An 18,562-nucleotide genomic window follows, 5' to 3' on the forward strand; every position below is an offset into this window, starting at 1 on the left:
ACTTGCAGGATCTGGCGGGGCCGGCGCTCCTTACGCTCGGGCTTGTGGCTATTGGCGGATACCTGCTGGGCTCCATTCCCTTCGGCGTCATCCTGACCCGCGCGGCGGGCGCGGGCGACGTGCGCAAGATCGGTTCAGGCAATATCGGCGCGACCAACGTCCTGCGCACCGGGCGCAAGGATCTGGCTATCGCCACCCTGATCCTGGATGCGGGCAAGGGCGCGGTCGCCCTGCTGATCGCGCGGCATCTGCTGGGAACGGACGTCGCCGGCGCCATCGCCGGGGGCGCGGCCTTTCTGGGCCACCTGTTCCCGGTCTGGCTGGGGTTCAAGGGCGGCAAGGGGGTGGCGACCTTCTTCGGCTTGATCCTGGCCGCGTGCTGGCCGCTGGGCCTGCTGGCGGCGGCGACCTGGCTGATCATGGCGTTCGCCCTGCGCTACTCCTCGCTGTCGGCCCTGGCGGCGGCGGCGCTGACGCCGCTGTACGCCCTGCTGCCCCTGCCCGCGCTGGGCCTGCCTGCGCCTGCGCCCATCCTGGTCCTAGCGGTCTTCACCGCCGTGCTGATCTTCGTCCGCCACCATGAGAACATCGGCCGCCTGCTCAAAGGCGCCGAGCCCAAGATCGGGGCGAAGAAGGCGTGACGCCCCTGTCGGAGGCAGAGTGTTTCGCCCGCCTCCGGCTCGCCCGGACCGACCGCGTCGGCCCCGTGGCCTTTTCCCAGTTGCTCCAGCGGTACGGTTCGGCCGAGCGCGCTCTGGACGCCCTGCCCGATCTGATCCGCAATCGGGGACGCACTGTTTACGCCATACCTGCGCCCGACGCCGTCGAGGCCGAGCTTGAGGCGGGCGCCCGCATCGGCGCGCAACTGATCCTGTGGGGCGAGGCCGCCTATCCCGAAGTCCTCGCCGCCGTCGATCCGCCGCCGCCTTTGCTGTGGACCCTTGGCGACCCGGCGCTGATGCGGCGGCCCTGCATGGCCATCGTCGGCGCGCGCATCGCCTCGGCCGGCGGCCAGCGCATCGCACGCGGACTGGCGCAACAACTGGGTGAAAGCGGTCACGTCGTCGTCTCGGGCCTCGCGCGCGGGGTGGATGCGGCGGCGCACCTTGGCGCTCTGGACACCGGCACGGTCGCCGTTCTGGGCGGCGGCGTGGACGACGTCTATCCGTCCGACAACGCCGACCTGTATCGCCAGATCGCCGAGCGCGGCTGCATCGTCTCGGAAAGCCCTGTCGGCGCGCGGGCGCAGGCGCGCGACTTCCCGCGCCGCAACCGCATTATCTCCGGCTTGTCGCGCGGCGTAATCGTGGTGGAGGCGGAAATCCGTTCAGGCTCGCTGATCACCGCCCGGCTGGCGGGCGAACAGGGCCGCGACGTCTTCGCCGTGCCCGGCTCGCCGCTGGACCCCCGCTCCAGAGGGCCGAACGAACTGCTGCGCCAGGGCGCTATCCTGTGTGAAGGGATGGAGGACATCGAGCGGGCCTTCGCCTCTCTGCGAACCCTGCGAGAGCCGCCCGCTGATTCGCCGTTCGACGCCGGGCGACCTGAACAGATCGAAGACGACGTGCTGGATCGGGTCGAAGCCCTGCTGTCCCCCTCGCCGGTCAGCCGCGACGAACTGGCCCGAGCCGCGAGATTGTCAATCGCGGAAACAGCCGCCGCCCTGCTGGAGCTTGATCTCGCAGGGCGGGCGACCTTGCTGCCCGGCGGCATGGCCTCGGCTTAGGTAGAGCCGTTGCGGCGGGCCAGATCCGCCGCGTTTTCAAGAATGCCGGCCAACCGTTCGTCCCCGTCCCAGCGGGCCATGCCGGCAAGCTCCATAGCCATGGCGGCTACATATTCACGAACCGGATAGTCCGTCAGATCCGGGCTTGGCGCCTGGCGGCGTCGCTGTGCTGTTTGGCTCATCGTCAACCCTCCCGAGAACGCCTCAGAGGAACACAACTTACAATGGTTTGCAAACTCGCGTTACCCGGAAAGGTTGCCCAACTAAAATGCGCCGATTGACTTCCGAGCGCGCCGCAACCACGTTCGCGCCCCCTTTTCCCCGATTGAGCGCCATGAATCTCGTTATCGTCGAGAGCCCCGCCAAGGCCAAGACCATCAATAAATACCTGGGCTCGGACTATAAGGTTCTGGCTTCCTACGGCCACGTCCGCGACCTGCCGTCCAAGGACGGCTCGGTGCTGCCCGACGATGACTTCGCCATGCATTGGGAGGTCGACGCCAAGGCTTCCAAGCGCCTGTCCGAGATCGCCGAGGCCGCCAAGGCCGCCGACCGCGTCATTCTCGCGACCGACCCCGACCGCGAGGGTGAGGCGATCAGCTGGCACGTTCTGGAGATCCTGAACAAGAAGAAGGCGCTGAAGGACACCGATGTCCAGCGCGTCACCTTCAACGCCATCACCAAGTCCGCCGTGCTGGAGGCCATGGCCAACCCGCGCCAGCTGGATATGGAGCTGGTCGACGCCTATCTGGCGCGCCGGGCGCTGGACTATCTGGTGGGCTTCAACCTGTCGCCAGTGCTGTGGCGCAAGCTGCCGGGCGCCCGTTCGGCCGGTCGGGTGCAGTCGGTCGCCCTGCGCATCGTCGTCGACCGCGAGATGGAGATCGAGCGGTTCAAGGCTCAGGAATACTGGTCGGTCGAGGCCGACCTGATCGCTGACAGCCCGCCCTTCACCGCCCGCCTGGTCAAGCATGAAGGCAAGCGCGTCCAGCGCCTGGACATCGTGTCCGAGGCCATGGCCATGGCCGCGCGCGAGGCCGTCCATGGCGGCGACTTCACCATTAAGTCGGTCGAGAAGAAGCCGGCCAAGCGGTCTCCCGCCCCGCCCTTCACCACCTCGACCCTGCAACAGGAAGCGGCACGCAAGCTGGGCTTCACCGCCCAGCGCACCATGCAGGCGGCGCAGAAGCTGTACGAGGGCGTCGACGACACCGGCGGCCTGATCACCTACATGCGTACCGACGGCGTCTATGTGACGCCTGAAGGCATTGCTCAGGCGCGCGAGGCCATCGGCCAGCGTTTCGGCCCGGCCTACGTCCCGGCCGAGCCGCGCTACTACAAGACCAAGGCCAAGAACGCCCAGGAAGCGCACGAAGCCATCCGTCCGACCAACATCCTGCGCAGCCCCGACACCCTGCGGCTCGATAGCGACCTGCAGCGGCTCTATGAGCTGATCTGGAAGCGTATGATCGCCTCGCAGATGGAATCGGCGCGCCTGGACCGCACCACGGTCGAGATCGAGACGCCGGACGGCCAGACCGGCCTGCGCGCCACCGGCCAGGTCGTGGCCTTCGACGGCTTCATCGCCGCCTATGAGGAAGGCCGCGACGAAAAGCAGAAAGGCGCCGAGGAAGACGAGGACGAAGGCGGCCGCCTGCCCGCGCTGAAGGAAGGCGCCAAGGCCAAGGTCGAGGCGATCCGCACCGACCAGCATTTCACCGAGCCGCCGCCGCGCTTCTCGGAAGCCACCCTGGTCAAGAAGCTGGAAGAGCTGGGCATCGGCCGTCCGTCGACCTACGCCTCCATCCTGACGACCCTGCGCGACCGCGAATACGTCCGCATGGACAAGAACCGCTTCTTCCCAGAGGACAAGGGACGGCTGGTCACGGCCTTCCTGGAGCAGTTCTTCGCCAAATGGGTCGAATACGACTTCACCGCCGCGCTGGAGACCCAGCTGGACGAGGTGTCGGCGGGCGATCTGGACTGGAAGACCCTGCTGCGCCGCTTCTGGCAGGACTTCCACGCCGCGACCCAGGCTGCGGGCGAGTTGCGCACCACGGCTATCCTGGATCACCTGAACGACGCCCTGGGCCCGCACATCTTCCCCGACAAGGGCGACGGGACGGACCCCCGCGAGTGCCCGGTTTGTCATGAAGGCCAGCTGAGCCTGAAGACCAGCCGTTTCGGCGCCTTCATCGGCTGCTCGCGCTATCCGGAGTGCAAATACACCCGCCCGGTGGCCTCGCCCGACGCGGCCGAGGGCGGCGTGGAGAGCGGCGACCGCGAACTGGGCGTCGATCCGGCGACCGGCCAGCCGGTGCATCTGAAGATCGGTCGGTTCGGCCCCTATGTCGAAACCACGCCGCCGGACGCGGAAAAGCCCAAACGCTCGTCCCTGCCCAAGGGCTGGACTCCGGCGTCGATGGATCTTGAGAAGGCGCTGCGCCTGCTCAGCCTGCCGCGCGACGTGGGCCCGCACCCCGAAGACGGCAAGATGATCACCGCCAGCCTGGGCCGCTACGGTCCGTTCGTGGCGCACGCGGGCACCTACGCCAACGTCGCGGACATCGAAGAGGTGTTCGACGTCGGCCTGAACCGCGCCGTGGCCCTGCTGGCTGAAAAGCGTGCGGGTCGTGCGGGCCGCGCCTCGGCCGCCGCGCCGCTGAAGGAACTGGGCGCCCACCCGGAAACGGGCGAGGCCGTGCAGGTCATGGCCGGCCGCTACGGCCCCTACGTCAAGTCAGGCAAGATCAACGCCACCCTGCCCAAGGGCACGGCGCCCGAAGACATGACGATGGAGGCCGCCCTGCCCCTGCTGGCCGCCAAGGCCGGCGCCGCGCCGAAAAAGAAGGCGCCCGCCAAGAAGGCGGCTGCGAAGAAGCCTGCGGCCAAGAAGGAGCCCGCAGCCAAGAAGCCGGCCGCGAAGAAGGCTCCGGCCAAGAAGGCGGCTAAGGCCGCAGACGCGGAATAGGATCAAGCCCCCCGTTCTCACGAACGGGGGCATTTCCTGCTTCTGTTCCCATTACCGCTCATCCCGGCAGACGCTGGGACGAGCGGGTATTTAATCTACCGCCCCGCGACCAGCTGATTGCGAACGCGGCGCCCCAAAGGATCGCGCCCCGACCAGGTCTCGCCCACTGAGACTTCGATATAGGGCGTGCAGAAGCGCGAAATGATCATCCGGGGACGGATCTCATTCAGACAGATCTTGTCGTCCTCTTGCGCCCAGCGCGCCGTCAGACGACGCCCGTCTGAAAATAGGGCCCGATAGGCTCCGTCACGATCAAACCAGTGCTTGACCCAGTTGCCGTTGGGATAGTGGGAAACGATAGTATTTCCAAAGGTCGCCTGCATGGCTTCGACGCCCCGTCCGCGATCCGACGCCTGGGCGCCAAGCGGCGCGGCAAGCATCACCGCGATCAATACGGCTGTGCGCATACGATCTGCCTCTCCCTGTCTCCACGGCGGAACATACAGCCCGCAACGTCCTTGCCAAGCTGAGCCGTGCAAACAGAAATACTTGACTGACGAGTAGGGCTTTCCATATACCGCCTCAGGCTCGGAACAGGACTGGCGATGCGCGCCGCCCGCTCGCCCACGAGGGGCGGTTCCGTCAGCTAACGGCGTTTGCGAACGTTATCCTCCGTCCCTTCAGGACTATATGACTGAGTTTTCTAAACTGGGCCTCTCGCCCACGACCCTGCAGGCGGTCGCCGACACCGGCTACACGATCGCCACTCCGATCCAGGAACAGGCCATCCCGGTGGCCCTGGCCGGACGCGATGTCCTCGGCATCGCCCAGACCGGCACCGGCAAGACGGCGGCCTTCACCCTGCCTATGGTCGACCGCCTCGCCTCGGGGCGCGCCCGCGCCCGGATGCCGCGCGCCCTGGTGCTGGCCCCGACCCGCGAACTGGCCGACCAAGTGGCCGAGAGCTTCGCCAAATACGCCAAGGGCACCAAGCTGAACTGGGTGCTGCTTATCGGCGGCGTCTCCATGGGCGACCAGGTCGCCGCCCTGAACAAGGGCGTGGACGTGCTGATCGCCACGCCGGGCCGCCTGCTGGACCTGTTCGATCGCGGCAAGATGCTGCTGACCGGCGTCGAGCTGATGGTGGTCGATGAGGCCGACCGCATGCTGGACATGGGCTTCATTCCCGACATCGAGCGCATCTTCAAACTGACGCCGCCGCGTCGCCAGACCCTGTTCTTCTCGGCGACCATGCCGCCGGAGATCACGCGCCTGACGCAGCAGTTCCTCAAGGATCCCACCCGGATCGAGGCGTCGCGCCCGGCGACGACCGCCGACACCATCACCCAGCACATCACCCGCCTGCCGACCTCGGACCCCAAGGCCAAGCGCACCGCGCTGCGCGCCCTGGTGCAGCGCGGCGACGTTCAGAACGGCATCGTCTTCTGCAACCGCAAGTCGGAAGTCGACATCGTCGCCAAGTCTCTGCAGGTCCACGGTTTCGACGCTGCGCCGATCCATGGCGACCTGGACCAATCGCTGCGCACGAAGACCCTCGCCGACTTCCGCACCGGCGCGTTGAAACTGCTGGTCGCCTCCGACGTCGCCGCGCGCGGCCTCGACATCCCGGCGGTCAGCCACGTCTTCAACTATGATGTGCCGCACCACGCCGACGACTACGTCCACCGCATCGGCCGCACCGGCCGCGCCGGACGCCTGGGCGAGGCCTTCATGATCGTGACGCCGTCCGACGACAAGTCGTTGGACAAGGTGCTGAAGCTGATCAAGAAGGAGCCGGTTGAACTGCCGCTGGACGGTATCGACTTCGCCTCCATCCAGGACCGCCCCCGCGACGACAGCCGCTCAAGCCGCGGCCGTGGACGGGGCGAACGCAGCGAACGCAGCGAACGCGGTAGCCGCTCGCGTCGATCGGTCGAAGAAGCCCCCGTCGAGGCCGAAACGCTGATTGAAACAGCGCCGACGCCTGCGCCCGAAGCCGAAGCGGCGCCTCAACGCGCGCGCAGCCGCAAGAAGACCGAGGCCAAGGCGACGCCAGCGCCCCAGAAGACGCCCCAAAAGGCTAAACAGGCGGAAGACCGTCAGCCCGCGTCCTTCACTGGAAATCCTTTCGGCGATGATGTCCCGGCCTTCCTGCGTCGTCCGGTCGTTCTGGCCGGATAAGGCGGGTCTGCGAACTTAACCCTGCGTTACGGAAGACCGGTATAGCTTGCCGGTTGACGCAGCGCAGGGGCAGTTCAGGCATGACCACGCAGGTGGAAACGACGGTTCGCAGTCCGGAAGCCTATGCTCTGGCGCATCGCGCCGTGGACGCCATGCAGGCGGCCTCAGTCTGGCCGACGCCGCTGAATTTCGAGCTGTGGCTTCACTATCTGGGCGATCCCGAGGGAACCCTGGGACAGGAGATTTCGCGGCTGCTCGCCACGGGCGCGCCCTTCACCGATTCGACGGCGGAAATGCTCGCCGCCGAATTCCTGCCGCGTGGGCGCCTGTCCGAAGAAATCCGCGACGCCGGCGCCGTGCTGAATCGCGAGCTCGCCGCAGTGGCCGGCGCCATCGACAAGGCCCGCGAAAGCCAGGCCACCTATGGCGCCACCCTGGCCGAGGCCGCCGATCGCATGGCCGATTCAGGGACGCCGCACGACCTTACCGATCTGGTCGCGTGTCTAGCGGATGCGACGCGCCGGATCCGACGTCATACCGCCGCGCTGGAACGCCGCTTGGAATCCTCGAACCGCGAAGTCACCAAGCTGCGCGATCATATGGAGCAGGTGCGCCGCGACGCGATGACGGACGCCCTAACCAATCTGGCCAACCGCAAGGCGTTCGATGAACACCTGTTGCGGCTATGCGATCAGGCGGAAAACGGCGGCGGTTCGCTCGGCCTTGCGATCATCGATATCGACCATTTCAAGCGGTTCAACGACACCTGGGGGCACCAGACGGGCGATCAGGTGTTGCGCTATGTCGGCAGCGTCCTGGGACGCGTGTCGCGCGCGCCGCGTATCGCAGCCCGCTATGGCGGCGAGGAATTCGCAGTCATCTTCCCAGGCGAAACGGCGGGCGCAATAGAGGCCGCGTTGAACGCGATCCGCGAGGAAATAGCTTCCCGCGCCCTGCGGCGCCGCTCGACCAACGACGACCTGGGGGCCGTGACCATATCCGTCGGCTTTGGCGTGCGTCGCGCGGGGGAAAGCGCCGGGCAGCTGCTGGCGCGGGCGGACGAAGCGCTCTACGCGTCCAAGCGCAGCGGGCGCAACAAGGTGACCGCCGCCGCCGAGGCCGTATCCGACGCCGCCTGAGGCTTCACTTTAAGCTCGCCTATGAGACGCTTGCTGGCATAGTTGCCTGATGCGAAGCCTGCTGTTCAACATCGCCTATTGGGCGCTTTCCATCACCTACGGCCTGGCCGCCGCCTTTGCGGCACTGGTGCCGGGCCGCACGGCTACGAGCTGGATCATCCGCCGCTATGTCCGGCGCATGGTGCAGGCCATGAGCCTGTTCGCGGGCATCCGCATCGAGACGCGCGGCAAGGAACGCCTCCCGCAAGGCGCCTTCATCATCGCCTCCAAGCATCAGAGCTGGGGCGACGGCTTCGCCACCTATGACCAGTTCGACGACGTGGCTTTCGTCACCGGCGACCATCTGGAGAAGTTCCCGCTGCTCGGAACGGTGCTCAAGAAGCTGGGCGCCATCGTCGTCAACAACTGCGGCGGCCACGCCGCCCGCGCGGCCCTGAAGGAACGCGCCGCCGACGCCAATCGCGAAGGGCGCAAGATCCTGATCTATCCCGAAGGCCACCTGGCCCGCGTCGGCGAGAAGTTCCGCTATCGCTCGGGCGTCTGGCACATGTATCGCGACTTCGACATGCCGGTCGTGCCGCTGGCGACCAATCTGGGCCTGTTCTGGCCGCTGGAGGAGTTCCACAAAAACCCCGGCACGGCGACGCTCGAATTCCTCGAACCGATCCCGACAGGCCTGCCGAAAGCCGAGTTCCTGGACCGGCTGGAAGCCGCTGTGGAAGGCAAGACGGCCGAACTGATCGCCGAGGCGACCGGGCAGCCGGTCACGCCGGCCGTCCTCGTCGAATCCAAGGAAGAATCCGCCCAGGCCGCCGCAGCGGCCAAGGCGGTCAGCGCTGCAGCCTAGGCCGCCGGGATCACCGCGCCTTCGTATTTCGAGGCGATGAAGTCCTTGATCGCCTGACCACGCAGGGCCTTGGCGAGAGCCTGAACGCGCGGGTCGTTCTGATTGTCGGGGCGGGCGACCAGATAGTTCACATAGGGGCTGTCGGCGCCTTCAAGCTGAAGGGCGTCGGTCTTGGGCTTCAGCCCGGCGTCGAGGGCGTAGTTGGTGTTGATCACCGCGCCGTCGACCTGAGGCAGGATGCGCGGGATGGTGGCGGCCTCGACTTCCTGGAACTTCAGCCCTTTCGGATTGGTGGCGATGTCGCGCACCGTCTGCAGCGGGTTCTGCGGGTCTTTCAGCGTGATCAGGCCCGCCGCCTGCAGCAGCAGCAGGGCGCGCCCGGTGTTGGAGGCGTCGTTGGGCAGAACCACCTGGGCGCCGTTCGGCAGATCGGCCAGCGCCTTATGCTTGCGCGAATAGAGGCCCAGCGGCTCGACGTGAATGCCGGCGACCGTGATCAGGTTCGTGCCGCGCGCGGTGTTGAACTCGTCCAGGTAGGGCTTGGTCTGGAAGTAGTTCACATCCAATCTCTTTTCAGCGAGTTGCACGTTGGGCTGAACGTAGTCGTTGAAGACCTTGATCTCGATTGGCACGCCTTCGGCGGCAAGGATCGGCTTCACCTGCTCCAGGATTTCGGCGTGCGGCACGGCGGTGGCGCCGACCAGCAGGGGCGCGACTTCAGCCCCCGCCTTCTTGTCCGCGCCCTGACCGCAGGCGGCGAGCGTCAGAACAGCAACGGCGGACAGCAGCAGCGAACGGCGGATCATGAAGCGGGCTTTCGATAAAATCAGCGGTGCGAGACCTTAGCGACCAGACGGTCGCCGATCATCTGCAGAATTTGTACGAGGATCAGCAGCAGAACTACGGTCACGACCATGACGTCGGTCTGGAAGCGCTGATACCCGAAGCGAATGGCCAGGTCGCCCAGACCGCCCGCCCCCACTACGCCCGCCATGGCGGTGTAGCTGACAAGGGCGATAGCGGTGACGGTCGCCCCGGCGATGATGCCCGGCATGGCCTCGGGCAGCAGGGCGCGCGTGACGATCTGGAAGGTCGAACCGCCCATGGCCTGGGTCGCCTCGACGACGCCCTTGTCCACCTCGCGCAGCGCCGTCTCGACCAGGCGCGCATAGAAGGGCGCGGCCCCGACGACCAAAGGCGGAATGGCCCCCGCCACGCCCAGCGAGGTGCCGACCAGCAGCACCGTCACCGGCAGCATGACGATCAGCAGGATGATGAAGGGCACCGAGCGCAGCACATTGACCACAAAGGACAGCAAGGCGTTGAGCACCGGATTGGCCGCCAGCCGCCCCTTGCCCGACAGATACAACAGCACGCCCAGCGGCACGCCCAGGATCACCGTCAGCACCATCGATCCGCCCAGCATCAGCAGGGTGTCGACCGTCGCCTTCCCGATATCGGCCCAGTCCACATTGGCGAAGGAATTCATACCCAATCCTACTCCTCCGTCATCCTCGGGCTTGACCCGAGGATCGAGCGTTCAACGCGCTGTGCGTTTCTGGTTTCGATCGAGCAAAGCGGACTACTCGATCCTCGGGTCAAGCCCGAGGATGACGGCGATGAAGAGGACCGACCTGAGGATGCCGATGCGAGACGGATCACGCCACGCTCTCCACCACGACGCCGCGCGCGGCCAGTTGCGCCAGAGCCGCCTCGGCGTCGCCGCCGGTGAATGCCACCGTCATCTGGCCGTAGGGCTCGCCGCGAATACGGCTGATGCGGCCCGACAGGATCGAATAGTCGACGCCCGCCGTGCGCGCGACCCGGCTCAGTTCCGGCTCATAGGTCGAGGGGCCGCGGAAGGTCAGGCGGGCCATGCGCGCCCCCGCCGGAGCGACCGAGGCGTCGATCGCCTCCTCGCCCTCGGCCAGCATGGCGCGGGTCACGGCGTGCTGCGGGTGCAGGAATACGTCCGCCGTCGCGCCCTGCTCCACGATCCGTCCGTCCTTCAGCACCGCCACGCGGTCGCAGACGCGGCGCACCACCTCCATCTGGTGGGTGATCAGGACGATGGTCAGCCCCAGGTCGCGGTTCAGCCCGTCCAGCAGGGTCAGGATGTCTTCGGTCGTTTCGGGGTCCAGGGCGCTGGTCGCCTCGTCGCACAGCAGGACGCTGGGCCCGCAGGCCAGGGCGCGGGCGATGCCGACGCGCTGCTTCTGGCCGCCAGACAGCTGGGCCGGGTGCTTCTTGGCGTGATCGGCGAGGCCGAGTTGCGCCAGCAGTTCGGCCGTGCGCGCCTTCACCTCGGCCTCGGGCCGTCCTTCCAGCCGCAGGGGGAAGGCGACATTGTCCTCGATGGTCTTGGCGTTCAGCAGGTTGAAATGCTGGAAGATCATGCCGATGCGGCGCCGCGCGGCGCGCAGTTCGGCGGGGTTCAGGGCGGTGATCTCCTGCCCATCGACGAAGACCTTGCCCGCGTCGGGCGTCTCCAGCCGGTTGATGGCGCGGATCAGGGTGGACTTGCCCGCCCCCGAACGGCCCACCACGCCGAACACCTCGCCGCGCGCGACGTGCAGGTCGACGGCGTCCAGCGCCGTGCGGTCGCCCGTTGCGCTGCGATAGCGCCGGGTCACCCCCTCCAGTCGGATCATGTCAGTCGGCGTCCAGAGCAGCGGCGGGGATGATGGTGACGCTCTCGCCGCAACCGCAGGCGTCCGTCTCGTTCGGATTGCGGAAGATGAATTTCGAGGCGAGCTTCGTCACCTCATAATCGATCTCGGTGCCGATCAGGAACAGGACCGCCTTGGGCTCGATCAGGATGGTGACGCCCTTGTCCTCGACCACCTCGTCCAGCGGCTGGATCTCTTCGGCATAGGCGAAGGTGTACTCCTGCCCCGCGCAGCCGCTGTTCTTCACGCCGACGCGAAGGCCGACATAGTCCTTCTCAGCGTTGTCCATGATCTCGCGCACGCGCGCGGCGGCAGCGTCCGTCAGGGTCACCGCCTTGGGCCGGGGGCGTCGGGGTCGGGTTGTGGTCTGAAGCTCGGTCATCAGGGCCTCCTCAGAACATGTTCAGGGCCAGCTTGGCCTCGTCGCTCATCTTGGAGGCGTCCCACGGCGGGTCGAACACCAGATTGGCCTTGGCGCTGCGCACGCCATCGACCTTTTTCACCGCATCCTCGACCCAGCCGGGCATTTCGCCGGCGACCGGGCAGCCCGGCGCCGTCAGCGTCATCTCCACCAGGACGTCGCGGTCGTCGGAGACGTCGACCTTGTAGATCAGGCCCAGCTCATAGATGTCGACCGGGATTTCCGGGTCGTACACCGTCTTCAGCGCCTCGATCAGGTCGTCCGTCAGCTTGTCCAGCTCGGCCTGAGACAGGGCGCTCTTCTGCGGCTCGTCCCAGCTGGCGGCGAAGGCGTCGCTGTCGCTGATCGCGTTGTCGGTCTTGGCGTCGTCCATACTCGTCACACGAAGAAGTTGCGCGCCTTGATCAGCGCGTCCACGAAGGCGTCTGTATCCTCCATGGTGTTATATAGGGCGAAGGAGGCGCGCGTGCTTGCGCTCACGCCCAGTCTTTTCGCCAGCGGCTCGGCGCAGTGCAGCCCGGCGCGCACGGCGACGCCGTAACGATCCATGATCTGCGCCACGTCATGAGCATGGGCGCCCTCGACGGCGAAGGTCAGCAAAGCGCCCTTCCCTTCGGCCTGGCCCAGAATCCGCAGCCAGTTATGCTCGGCCAGACGTTCGACGGCGTGGCGATATAGAGCCTGTTCGTGTGCCTGGATGGCGGCCGGATCATACTGCGACAACCATTCGATCGCCGCGCCCAGACCAATGGCCTCAAGGATCGGCGGCGTCCCGGCTTCAAAGCGATGCGGCGGTTTGGCGTAGGTGACGCGATCCTTCTCGACCGTCTCGATCATCTCGCCGCCGCCCTGATACGGCGGCAGGGCGTCCAGCGCCTCGCCCGTGCCGTACAGGACGCCGATGCCGGTCGGGCCGAACAGCTTGTGGCCGGTCAGGACATAGTAGTCGCAGCCGATAGCCTGAACGTCCGGCATCGCATGGACCGCGCCCTGACAGCCGTCGATCAGCACCCGCGCCCCGGCCGCGTGGGCCAGGCGGGTGATCTCGGCGACCGGATTGATGGTGCCCAGCACGTTGGACATATGGGTGGCGGCGACCAGCCTGGTCTTCGGCCCCAGCAGGGCGGCGAAGGCCTCCATGTCCAGCGAACCGTCGTCCTTAATCGGCGCCCATTTCAGCACCGCCCCGCGGCGCTCGCGCAGGATGTGCCAGGGCACGATGTTGGAGTGATGCTCCATTTCGGTGACGATGATCTCGTCGCCCGGCTGGATCGACAGACCGACGCCGTTGGCGACCAGATTGATCGCCTCGGTGCCGCCCTTGGTCCAGACGATGGTCTCGGGCGAGGGGACGTTCAGGAAGCGGGCGACGATCTCGCGCGCCTGTTCATAGGCCTCGGTCGCCTCGTTCGACAGGGTGTGAAGACCCCGGTGGACGTTGGCGTAGGAGCCTTCCATCGACGCGACCAGGGCGTCGATCACCGCACGCGGCTTCTGAGCCGAGGCGGCGCTGTCCAGATAGACCAGCGGATTGCCGTTCACCTGACGCGACAGGATCGGGAACTGCGCGCGGGCGGCATAGGGGTCGAACCCCGTCTCGCCAACCTTGTTCACAGGTGCGTTGATCACAGGCGAGCCGTCAGCCATTCCCGCACCACCTCTCTGGCGCCTTCATGCTCGATGCGGTCGACGACCTCGATCAGGAAAGCGTGGGTCAACAGGGCGCGCGCCTCGTCAGCCGAGATGCCGCGCTGCTGCATGTAGAACAGGGCGCTTTCGTCCAGCGTCCCGACGGTCGCGCCGTGGGCGCACTGGACTTCGTCGGCGTAGATGATCAGCTCGGGTTTGACATCGATCTCGCCGCGCTCGGACGTGATCAGACCGTGGTGGCCCATACGGGCGTCGGTGTCGTCGGCGCCCTTCTGGACCAGGATCTTGCCCTGGAAGACGCCGCGCGCCTCGTCACGGACGACGCCCTTGATCAGCTGGCTGGTCGTGCCATTGGCCGCGACGTGGTCAATGACGGAGGTCAGGTCGGCGTGGCGCGAGCCCCCGAGCAGATAGATTCCGTCGACGCACGCATCGGCGCCTTCCGCGCCGTGGCGCAAGCGGGTCTCGTGACGTTGCAGCTTGGCGCCGGTGGCGACGATGGTCTGGCGATAGCGGCCGCCGGCTTCCAGCTTGACCTCAGCCTCGGCCACCGAAATGGCGTCGTCCGGTTCGTCGCTCAGGACGATGCGGGTGACCTCGGCGTCCGCGGCGACGTCGATCTCGACCTTGTTGTGGGCGACATAGCCCGAGCCCTTGCCCTCGTGCGTCTCCAGCAGCAGCAGTCGCGCGCCGGGTCGGGCGACAATGCGCGCCGCCGCCGTATGGCCCCTGCCCGTCGCGTCCGAGATGAAGCGCAGGCGCACGGTCTGGTCGCCCGAGGCGATGTAGTCCCTCACCCCGACCGGGCGGCCGTTGGCGAAGACGATGGCGTCGCCGCCCAAGTCGTAAAACGGCCCCGGCGCATCGACGACGGCCGTGCCGGACGGTTGAGGCGCTTCGCGAAGAAAGCGCTTCAGGTCACTGTATTTCCACTCCTCGACCCGCCGCGAAGGGAAGGTCGCAGCGTCGGTCAGGTCCAGCCGGGCGAGCGCTTTCATGCGGCCTCCGGCAGGAACTTGTCGTAGCCTTCCGCCTCCAGCTGATGCGCCAGCTCCGGCCCGCCCGAGGCGACGATGCGGCCGCCGGCCAGGACGTGCACGCGGTCCGGTTTGATGTAGTCCAGCAGGCGCTGGTAGTGGGTGATCACCAGCATCGACCGTTCCGGACTGCGCATGGCGTTCACGCCGTCGGCGACGATGCGCAGGGCGTCGATGTCGAGGCCCGAATCCGTCTCGTCCAGGATCAGCATCGACGGCTCCAGCAGGGCCATCTGCAGGATCTCCATCCGCTTCTTCTCACCGCCGGAGAAGCCGACGTTCAACGGCCGCTTCAGCATGTCGAAGTCAATCTTCAGCGACTGGGACGCTGCCTTGACCAGCTTCAGGAAGGCCGGGGCTGAAACTTCTTCCTCGCCGCGCGCGCGCTTCTGGGCGTTCAGCGCCGTGCGGATGAAGGTCATCGCCGGCACGCCGGGGATTTCGATCGGATACTGGAACGACAGAAACAGGCCCGCCGCCGCGCGCTCGGCCGGATCAAGGTCCAGCAGGTCCACGCCGTTCCACGAGGCCGAACCGTCCGTCACCTCATAGCCGGGGCGACCCGACAGGCTGTAGCCCAGCGTCGACTTGCCCGCCCCGTTCGGCCCCATAATCGCATGAACTTCGCCCGCAGGCACATCGAGCGTCAGACCCTTGAGGATCGGCTTATCGGCGACAGAGACGTGGAGATTATTGATCTTAAGCATTGTTTTTCTTCTTCAACTCACTCAGCCGACCGAGCCTTCGAGGCTGATCGCCACCAGCTTCTGGGCTTCGACGGCGAACTCCATCGGCAATTCCTGCAGGACGTCGCGAACGAAGCCGTTGACCAGCAAGGCCACGGCCTCCTCTTCCGACAGGCCGCGCTGCTGGGCGTAGAAGAGCTGGGCTTCGGACAGGCGGGTGGTGGTCGCCTCGTGCTCCAGCTGGGCCGAGCCGTTGCGGACCTCGATGTAGGGGATGGTGTGGGCGCCGCACTCCTTGCCGATCAGCAGGCTGTCGCACTGGGTGAAGTTGCGCACGCCCGTCGCCTTGGGGTGGATCGACACCAGGCCCCGATAGGTCGAATCCGACTTACCGGCCGAAACCGTCTTGGCGATGATGCGGCTGCGGCTGTTCTTGCCCAGGTGGATCATCTTGGTGCCGGTGTCAGCCTGCTGATGGCCGTTGGTGATGGCGATGGAATAGAATTCGCCCGAGCTTTCCTCGCCTTTGAGGATGCAGGATGGGTATTTCCAGGTGACGGCCGAGCCCGTTTCAACCTGCGTCCAGCTGACCTTGGAGCGGTCGCCACGACAGTCGGCGCGCTTGGTGACGAAGTTGTAGATGCCGCCCTTGCCCTCGGCGTCGCCGGGGTACCAGTTCTGGACCGTCGAGTATTTCACCTCGGCGTCGTCCAGGGCGACGATCTCCACGACCGCTGCGTGGAGCTGGTTTTCATCGCGCATCGGCGCGGTGCAGCCTTCCAGATAAGAGACGTAAGACCCCTTGTCGGCGATGATCAGGGTGCGCTCGAACTGGCCGGTCTGGCTGGCGTTGATGCGGAAATAGGTCGACAGCTCCATCGGGCAGCGCACGCCCGGCGGAATGTACACGAAGCTGCCGTCGGAAAAGACCGCGCTGTTCAGGGCCGCGAAATAGTTGTCGCTGACCGGCACGACCGTGCCGAGATACTGACGCACCAGATCAGGATATTCGCGCAAGGCCTCGGAAATCGGCATGAAAATCACGCCGTGCTTGGCCAGCTCCTCCTTGAAGGTGGTGACCACGCTGACGCTGTCGAAAACGGCGTCCACGGCATAACGCGGCGCGCCCTCGACCCCTGCCAGGACCTCCTGCTCCTTCAGCGGGATGCCCAGCTTTTCATAGACGGCCAGCAGTTCGGGATCGACTTCGTCCAGCGACTTCGGCCCCTCCTTCTTCACCGGCGCGGCGTAGTAGTAGAGGTCCTGATAGTCGACGGGCTCGTATTTCACCGCCGCCCAGGTCGGCTCCTCCATCGCCAGCCAGCGCTCATAGGCGGCCAGGCGCCATTCCAGCATCCACTCCGGCTCGCCCTTCTTCTCGGAGATGAAGCGGACGATGTCGGCGCTTAGGCCGCGCGGCGCATATTCCGTCTCAATGTCCGACGTAAAGCCGTGCTCATATTTTTCGAGAGCGGCGACTGTGTCGATGGTTTCCTGAACAATAGCCATAATTTACGCGACTTCCTTAGCGCGCTCAATCAGGCGCGCACTATGCTTTTCCCAGGCCGCGACCCAGGCATCGGCGAAGCGAGCCCAGTCCGACTCGGTCGTGCCCCAGCCGCCGGAGACGCGCACGCCCCCGGTCGCCAGGTGATGAAGACCCATGGCGCTGATCGCCTTGGACGGCTTGACCTTGCCGGACGAGCAGGCCGAACCGGCGGACACCATGACCCCGACAAGGTCGAGGGTGATCAGCTGCTGCGGGCTGTCCCAGCCCTCAACCGCCATAAACAGGGTGTTGGGCAGACGCTCCACCGCGCCGCCGATGATCGTCGCGCCCGCAGCCTTGACCTTAGCCTCGGCAGCATCGCGCCAGACGACATGCGTCATGGCGGCGTCCAGATCGCGCGCGGCGCAGTCAGCCGCGACGCCGAAACCGGCGATGCCCGGCACGTTCTCGGTCCCCGCGCGCAGGCCGCGTTCCTGGCCCGCGCCGTGCAGGATGCGAACGGCCGACACGCCGTCCTTCAGCACCAACGCGCCCACGCCCTGCGGCCCGCCCAGCTTGTGCGCCGAGAGGGTCAGGCTGTCGGCGCCCAGCGCCTTCATCGTCACCGGAACCTTGCCCGCCGACTGAATGGCGTCGACGTGCAGCCAGCCGCCCGCCGCATGGACCAGCTTCGCCGCCTCGGCGATCGGCTGGATCACGCCGCTTTCATTGTTGGCGTGATGGATGGCGACGACCGCGCGACCCGGGCGCGCCAGCGCCTCGGCCAGCCAGGTCAGATCGACCACGCCGTTCGAATCCACCCGCAGCACCTCGACCGGCGCGCCGCTGACGGCGGCGGCCTCGGCCACGCATGGGTGCTCGGTCGCGCTGACGATCAGCCGCTCGCAGCCGGCGGCCAGGGCGCTATGGATGGCCTGAGCATTGGATTCGGTGCCGCCCGAAGAGAAGATGATCGCCGTCGGATCGGCCCCGACCAGATCAGCCACCTGCGCCCGCGCCGTCTCGACGCGTGCTCGTGCGCGACGTCCGGCAGCGTGGACCGCCGATGGATTGCCGTTGTCGGCCAAGGCCTTGGCCATGATGTCCTGAACCTCAGGACGAACCAGGCCGGAGGCGTTGTAGTCGAGGTAAACGCTCATGCGGCGGCCTCCATCGAGTCCGCGCCGACACGCGCCCGGCCCGTCCGCTTCTCGACCACGTCGGCGAGGCTGACCCCGGCTAGATAGCGATGAATCTCTGCGCCCAGGTCTTCCCACAGGTCATGGGTGATGCAGCGGGCGCCGCCCGTCATGCAGCCACGCGGCGTGCCGTGGGCGGCGCAGCGCGTAGCGCGGATCGGCTCATCAACGGCCAGAACAATGTCCGCCACGACCATCTCGCCCGCCGCCTTGGCCAGCCGATAGCCGCCACCCGGCCCCCGCACGCTCTTGACCAGACCGCCTTTGCGCAGGCGCGCAAAAAGCTGTTCCAGATAGCTGAGCGAGATTTCCTGACGCGCCGCGATTTCAGCCAGGGAGACGGCCCGATCGGCGCCGTTCTTCGCCAGATCGGCCATCGCCATGACGGCGTAACGTCCCTTGGTCGACAGACGCATCCCAATACCTCAAAATTCTACCGCTTTTCAGGCTCGCTGTGCTAAGACCCCCGGCCTTGCTGGCGAGCGCATCGTGCAGGGGGGACTTAGAAAGTCCTACCTGTGTGGTCAAGTATTATCCGCTCGCGAAA

Annotated in this window: 19 protein-coding genes; 6 read left to right on the top strand and 13 right to left on the bottom strand. The window is 66.6% G+C overall.

Translation table 11 applies throughout. The annotated features are described in order from the left end of the window. The first annotated feature begins 2 nt into the window (after positions 1-2). Positions 3-641, top strand: a complete 639-nt coding sequence (gene plsY / locus PIB44_RS08385) for a glycerol-3-phosphate 1-O-acyltransferase PlsY (RefSeq protein ID WP_278069021.1) — start codon at positions 3-5, stop codon at positions 639-641. Continuing rightward, positions 638-1,726, top strand: coding sequence for a DNA-processing protein DprA (gene dprA, locus PIB44_RS08390; protein WP_278069022.1), 1,089 nt, complete (start codon positions 638-640; stop codon positions 1,724-1,726). The genes plsY and dprA overlap by 4 nt, the downstream gene beginning before the upstream one ends. On the opposite strand, the gene PIB44_RS08395 is transcribed toward dprA, so the two are convergent. Then, positions 1,723-1,908, bottom strand: a complete 186-nt coding sequence (locus tag PIB44_RS08395; RefSeq protein ID WP_278069023.1) for a hypothetical protein — start codon at positions 1,906-1,908, stop codon at positions 1,723-1,725. The genes dprA and PIB44_RS08395 overlap by 4 nt on opposite strands. Positions 1,909-2,060: 152 nt before the next feature. Here PIB44_RS08395 and topA point away from each other — a divergent pair, with 152 nt between their 5' ends. Continuing rightward, the gene (gene topA, locus PIB44_RS08400; RefSeq protein ID WP_278069024.1) at positions 2,061-4,697 is read left to right on the top strand and encodes a type I DNA topoisomerase; all 2,637 of its coding nucleotides are present in this window, start codon (positions 2,061-2,063) and stop codon (positions 4,695-4,697) included. Between the two features lie 95 nt (positions 4,698-4,792). On the opposite strand, the gene PIB44_RS08405 is transcribed toward topA, so the two are convergent. Then, complete coding sequence (locus tag PIB44_RS08405) at positions 4,793-5,164, bottom strand: hypothetical protein (RefSeq protein WP_278069026.1); 372 nt, start codon at positions 5,162-5,164, stop codon at positions 4,793-4,795. Between the two features lie 223 nt (positions 5,165-5,387). Between PIB44_RS08405 and PIB44_RS08410 the strand changes: the two genes are divergently transcribed. From PIB44_RS08410 to PIB44_RS08420, 3 genes are all read left to right on the top strand, one after another. Next, positions 5,388-6,878: a DEAD/DEAH box helicase gene (locus PIB44_RS08410; RefSeq protein WP_278069027.1), complete on the top strand. Its 1,491-nt coding sequence runs from the start codon at positions 5,388-5,390 to the stop codon at positions 6,876-6,878. An 80-nt stretch (positions 6,879-6,958) separates the two neighbouring features. Further along, positions 6,959-8,017, top strand: coding sequence for a GGDEF domain-containing protein (locus tag PIB44_RS08415; RefSeq protein ID WP_278069028.1), 1,059 nt, complete (start codon positions 6,959-6,961; stop codon positions 8,015-8,017). A 49-nt stretch (positions 8,018-8,066) separates the two neighbouring features. Continuing rightward, positions 8,067-8,864, top strand: coding sequence for a lysophospholipid acyltransferase family protein (locus PIB44_RS08420; protein ID WP_278069029.1), 798 nt, complete (start codon positions 8,067-8,069; stop codon positions 8,862-8,864). On the opposite strand, the gene PIB44_RS08425 is transcribed toward PIB44_RS08420, so the two are convergent. The 11 genes from PIB44_RS08425 to PIB44_RS08475 form a co-directional block, all read right to left on the bottom strand. Further along, on the bottom strand, positions 8,861-9,670 hold the full coding sequence (locus PIB44_RS08425) for a MetQ/NlpA family ABC transporter substrate-binding protein (protein WP_278069030.1): 810 nt from the start codon (positions 9,668-9,670) through the stop codon (positions 8,861-8,863). The two genes, PIB44_RS08420 and PIB44_RS08425, sit on opposite strands and share 4 nt — an antisense overlap. A 20-nt stretch (positions 9,671-9,690) precedes the next feature. After that, positions 9,691-10,353 carry a methionine ABC transporter permease gene (locus PIB44_RS08430; protein ID WP_278069031.1) on the bottom strand — a complete coding sequence of 221 codons (663 nt, stop codon included), beginning with the start codon at positions 10,351-10,353 and terminating at the stop codon, positions 9,691-9,693. Between the two features lie 169 nt (positions 10,354-10,522). Beyond that, positions 10,523-11,515 carry a methionine ABC transporter ATP-binding protein gene (locus PIB44_RS08435; protein WP_278069032.1) on the bottom strand — a complete coding sequence of 331 codons (993 nt, stop codon included), beginning with the start codon at positions 11,513-11,515 and terminating at the stop codon, positions 10,523-10,525. Between the two features lies 1 nt (position 11,516). After that, positions 11,517-11,915, bottom strand: coding sequence for a HesB/IscA family protein (locus PIB44_RS08440; RefSeq protein ID WP_025977137.1), 399 nt, complete (start codon positions 11,913-11,915; stop codon positions 11,517-11,519). Positions 11,916-11,925: 10 nt separating this feature from the next. Then, positions 11,926-12,327, bottom strand: a complete 402-nt coding sequence (locus tag PIB44_RS08445; RefSeq protein ID WP_025977138.1) for an SUF system Fe-S cluster assembly protein — start codon at positions 12,325-12,327, stop codon at positions 11,926-11,928. Positions 12,328-12,332: 5 nt separating this feature from the next. Beyond that, positions 12,333-13,601, bottom strand: coding sequence for an aminotransferase class V-fold PLP-dependent enzyme (locus tag PIB44_RS08450; RefSeq protein ID WP_278069033.1), 1,269 nt, complete (start codon positions 13,599-13,601; stop codon positions 12,333-12,335). Then, positions 13,580-14,602, bottom strand: a complete 1,023-nt coding sequence (gene sufD / locus PIB44_RS08455) for a Fe-S cluster assembly protein SufD (protein ID WP_278069034.1) — start codon at positions 14,600-14,602, stop codon at positions 13,580-13,582. Before sufD ends, PIB44_RS08450 begins: the two co-directional genes overlap by 22 nt. Then, positions 14,599-15,348: a Fe-S cluster assembly ATPase SufC gene (sufC, locus tag PIB44_RS08460; protein WP_134580939.1), complete on the bottom strand. Its 750-nt coding sequence runs from the start codon at positions 15,346-15,348 to the stop codon at positions 14,599-14,601. Before sufC ends, sufD begins: the two co-directional genes overlap by 4 nt. Before the next feature lie 21 nt (positions 15,349-15,369). Then, on the bottom strand, positions 15,370-16,836 hold the full coding sequence (gene sufB / locus PIB44_RS08465; RefSeq protein ID WP_025977142.1) for a Fe-S cluster assembly protein SufB: 1,467 nt from the start codon (positions 16,834-16,836) through the stop codon (positions 15,370-15,372). Between the two features lie 3 nt (positions 16,837-16,839). Beyond that, on the bottom strand, positions 16,840-17,976 hold the full coding sequence (locus tag PIB44_RS08470; protein WP_278069035.1) for a cysteine desulfurase family protein: 1,137 nt from the start codon (positions 17,974-17,976) through the stop codon (positions 16,840-16,842). Further along, complete coding sequence (locus tag PIB44_RS08475) at positions 17,973-18,431, bottom strand: Rrf2 family transcriptional regulator (protein ID WP_025977144.1); 459 nt, start codon at positions 18,429-18,431, stop codon at positions 17,973-17,975. The genes PIB44_RS08470 and PIB44_RS08475 overlap by 4 nt, the downstream gene beginning before the upstream one ends. Positions 18,432-18,562 lie beyond the last annotated feature (131 nt).

This window comes from Brevundimonas sanguinis, from assembly GCF_029636725.1.
Taxonomy (GTDB): domain Bacteria; phylum Pseudomonadota; class Alphaproteobacteria; order Caulobacterales; family Caulobacteraceae; genus Brevundimonas; species Brevundimonas sanguinis.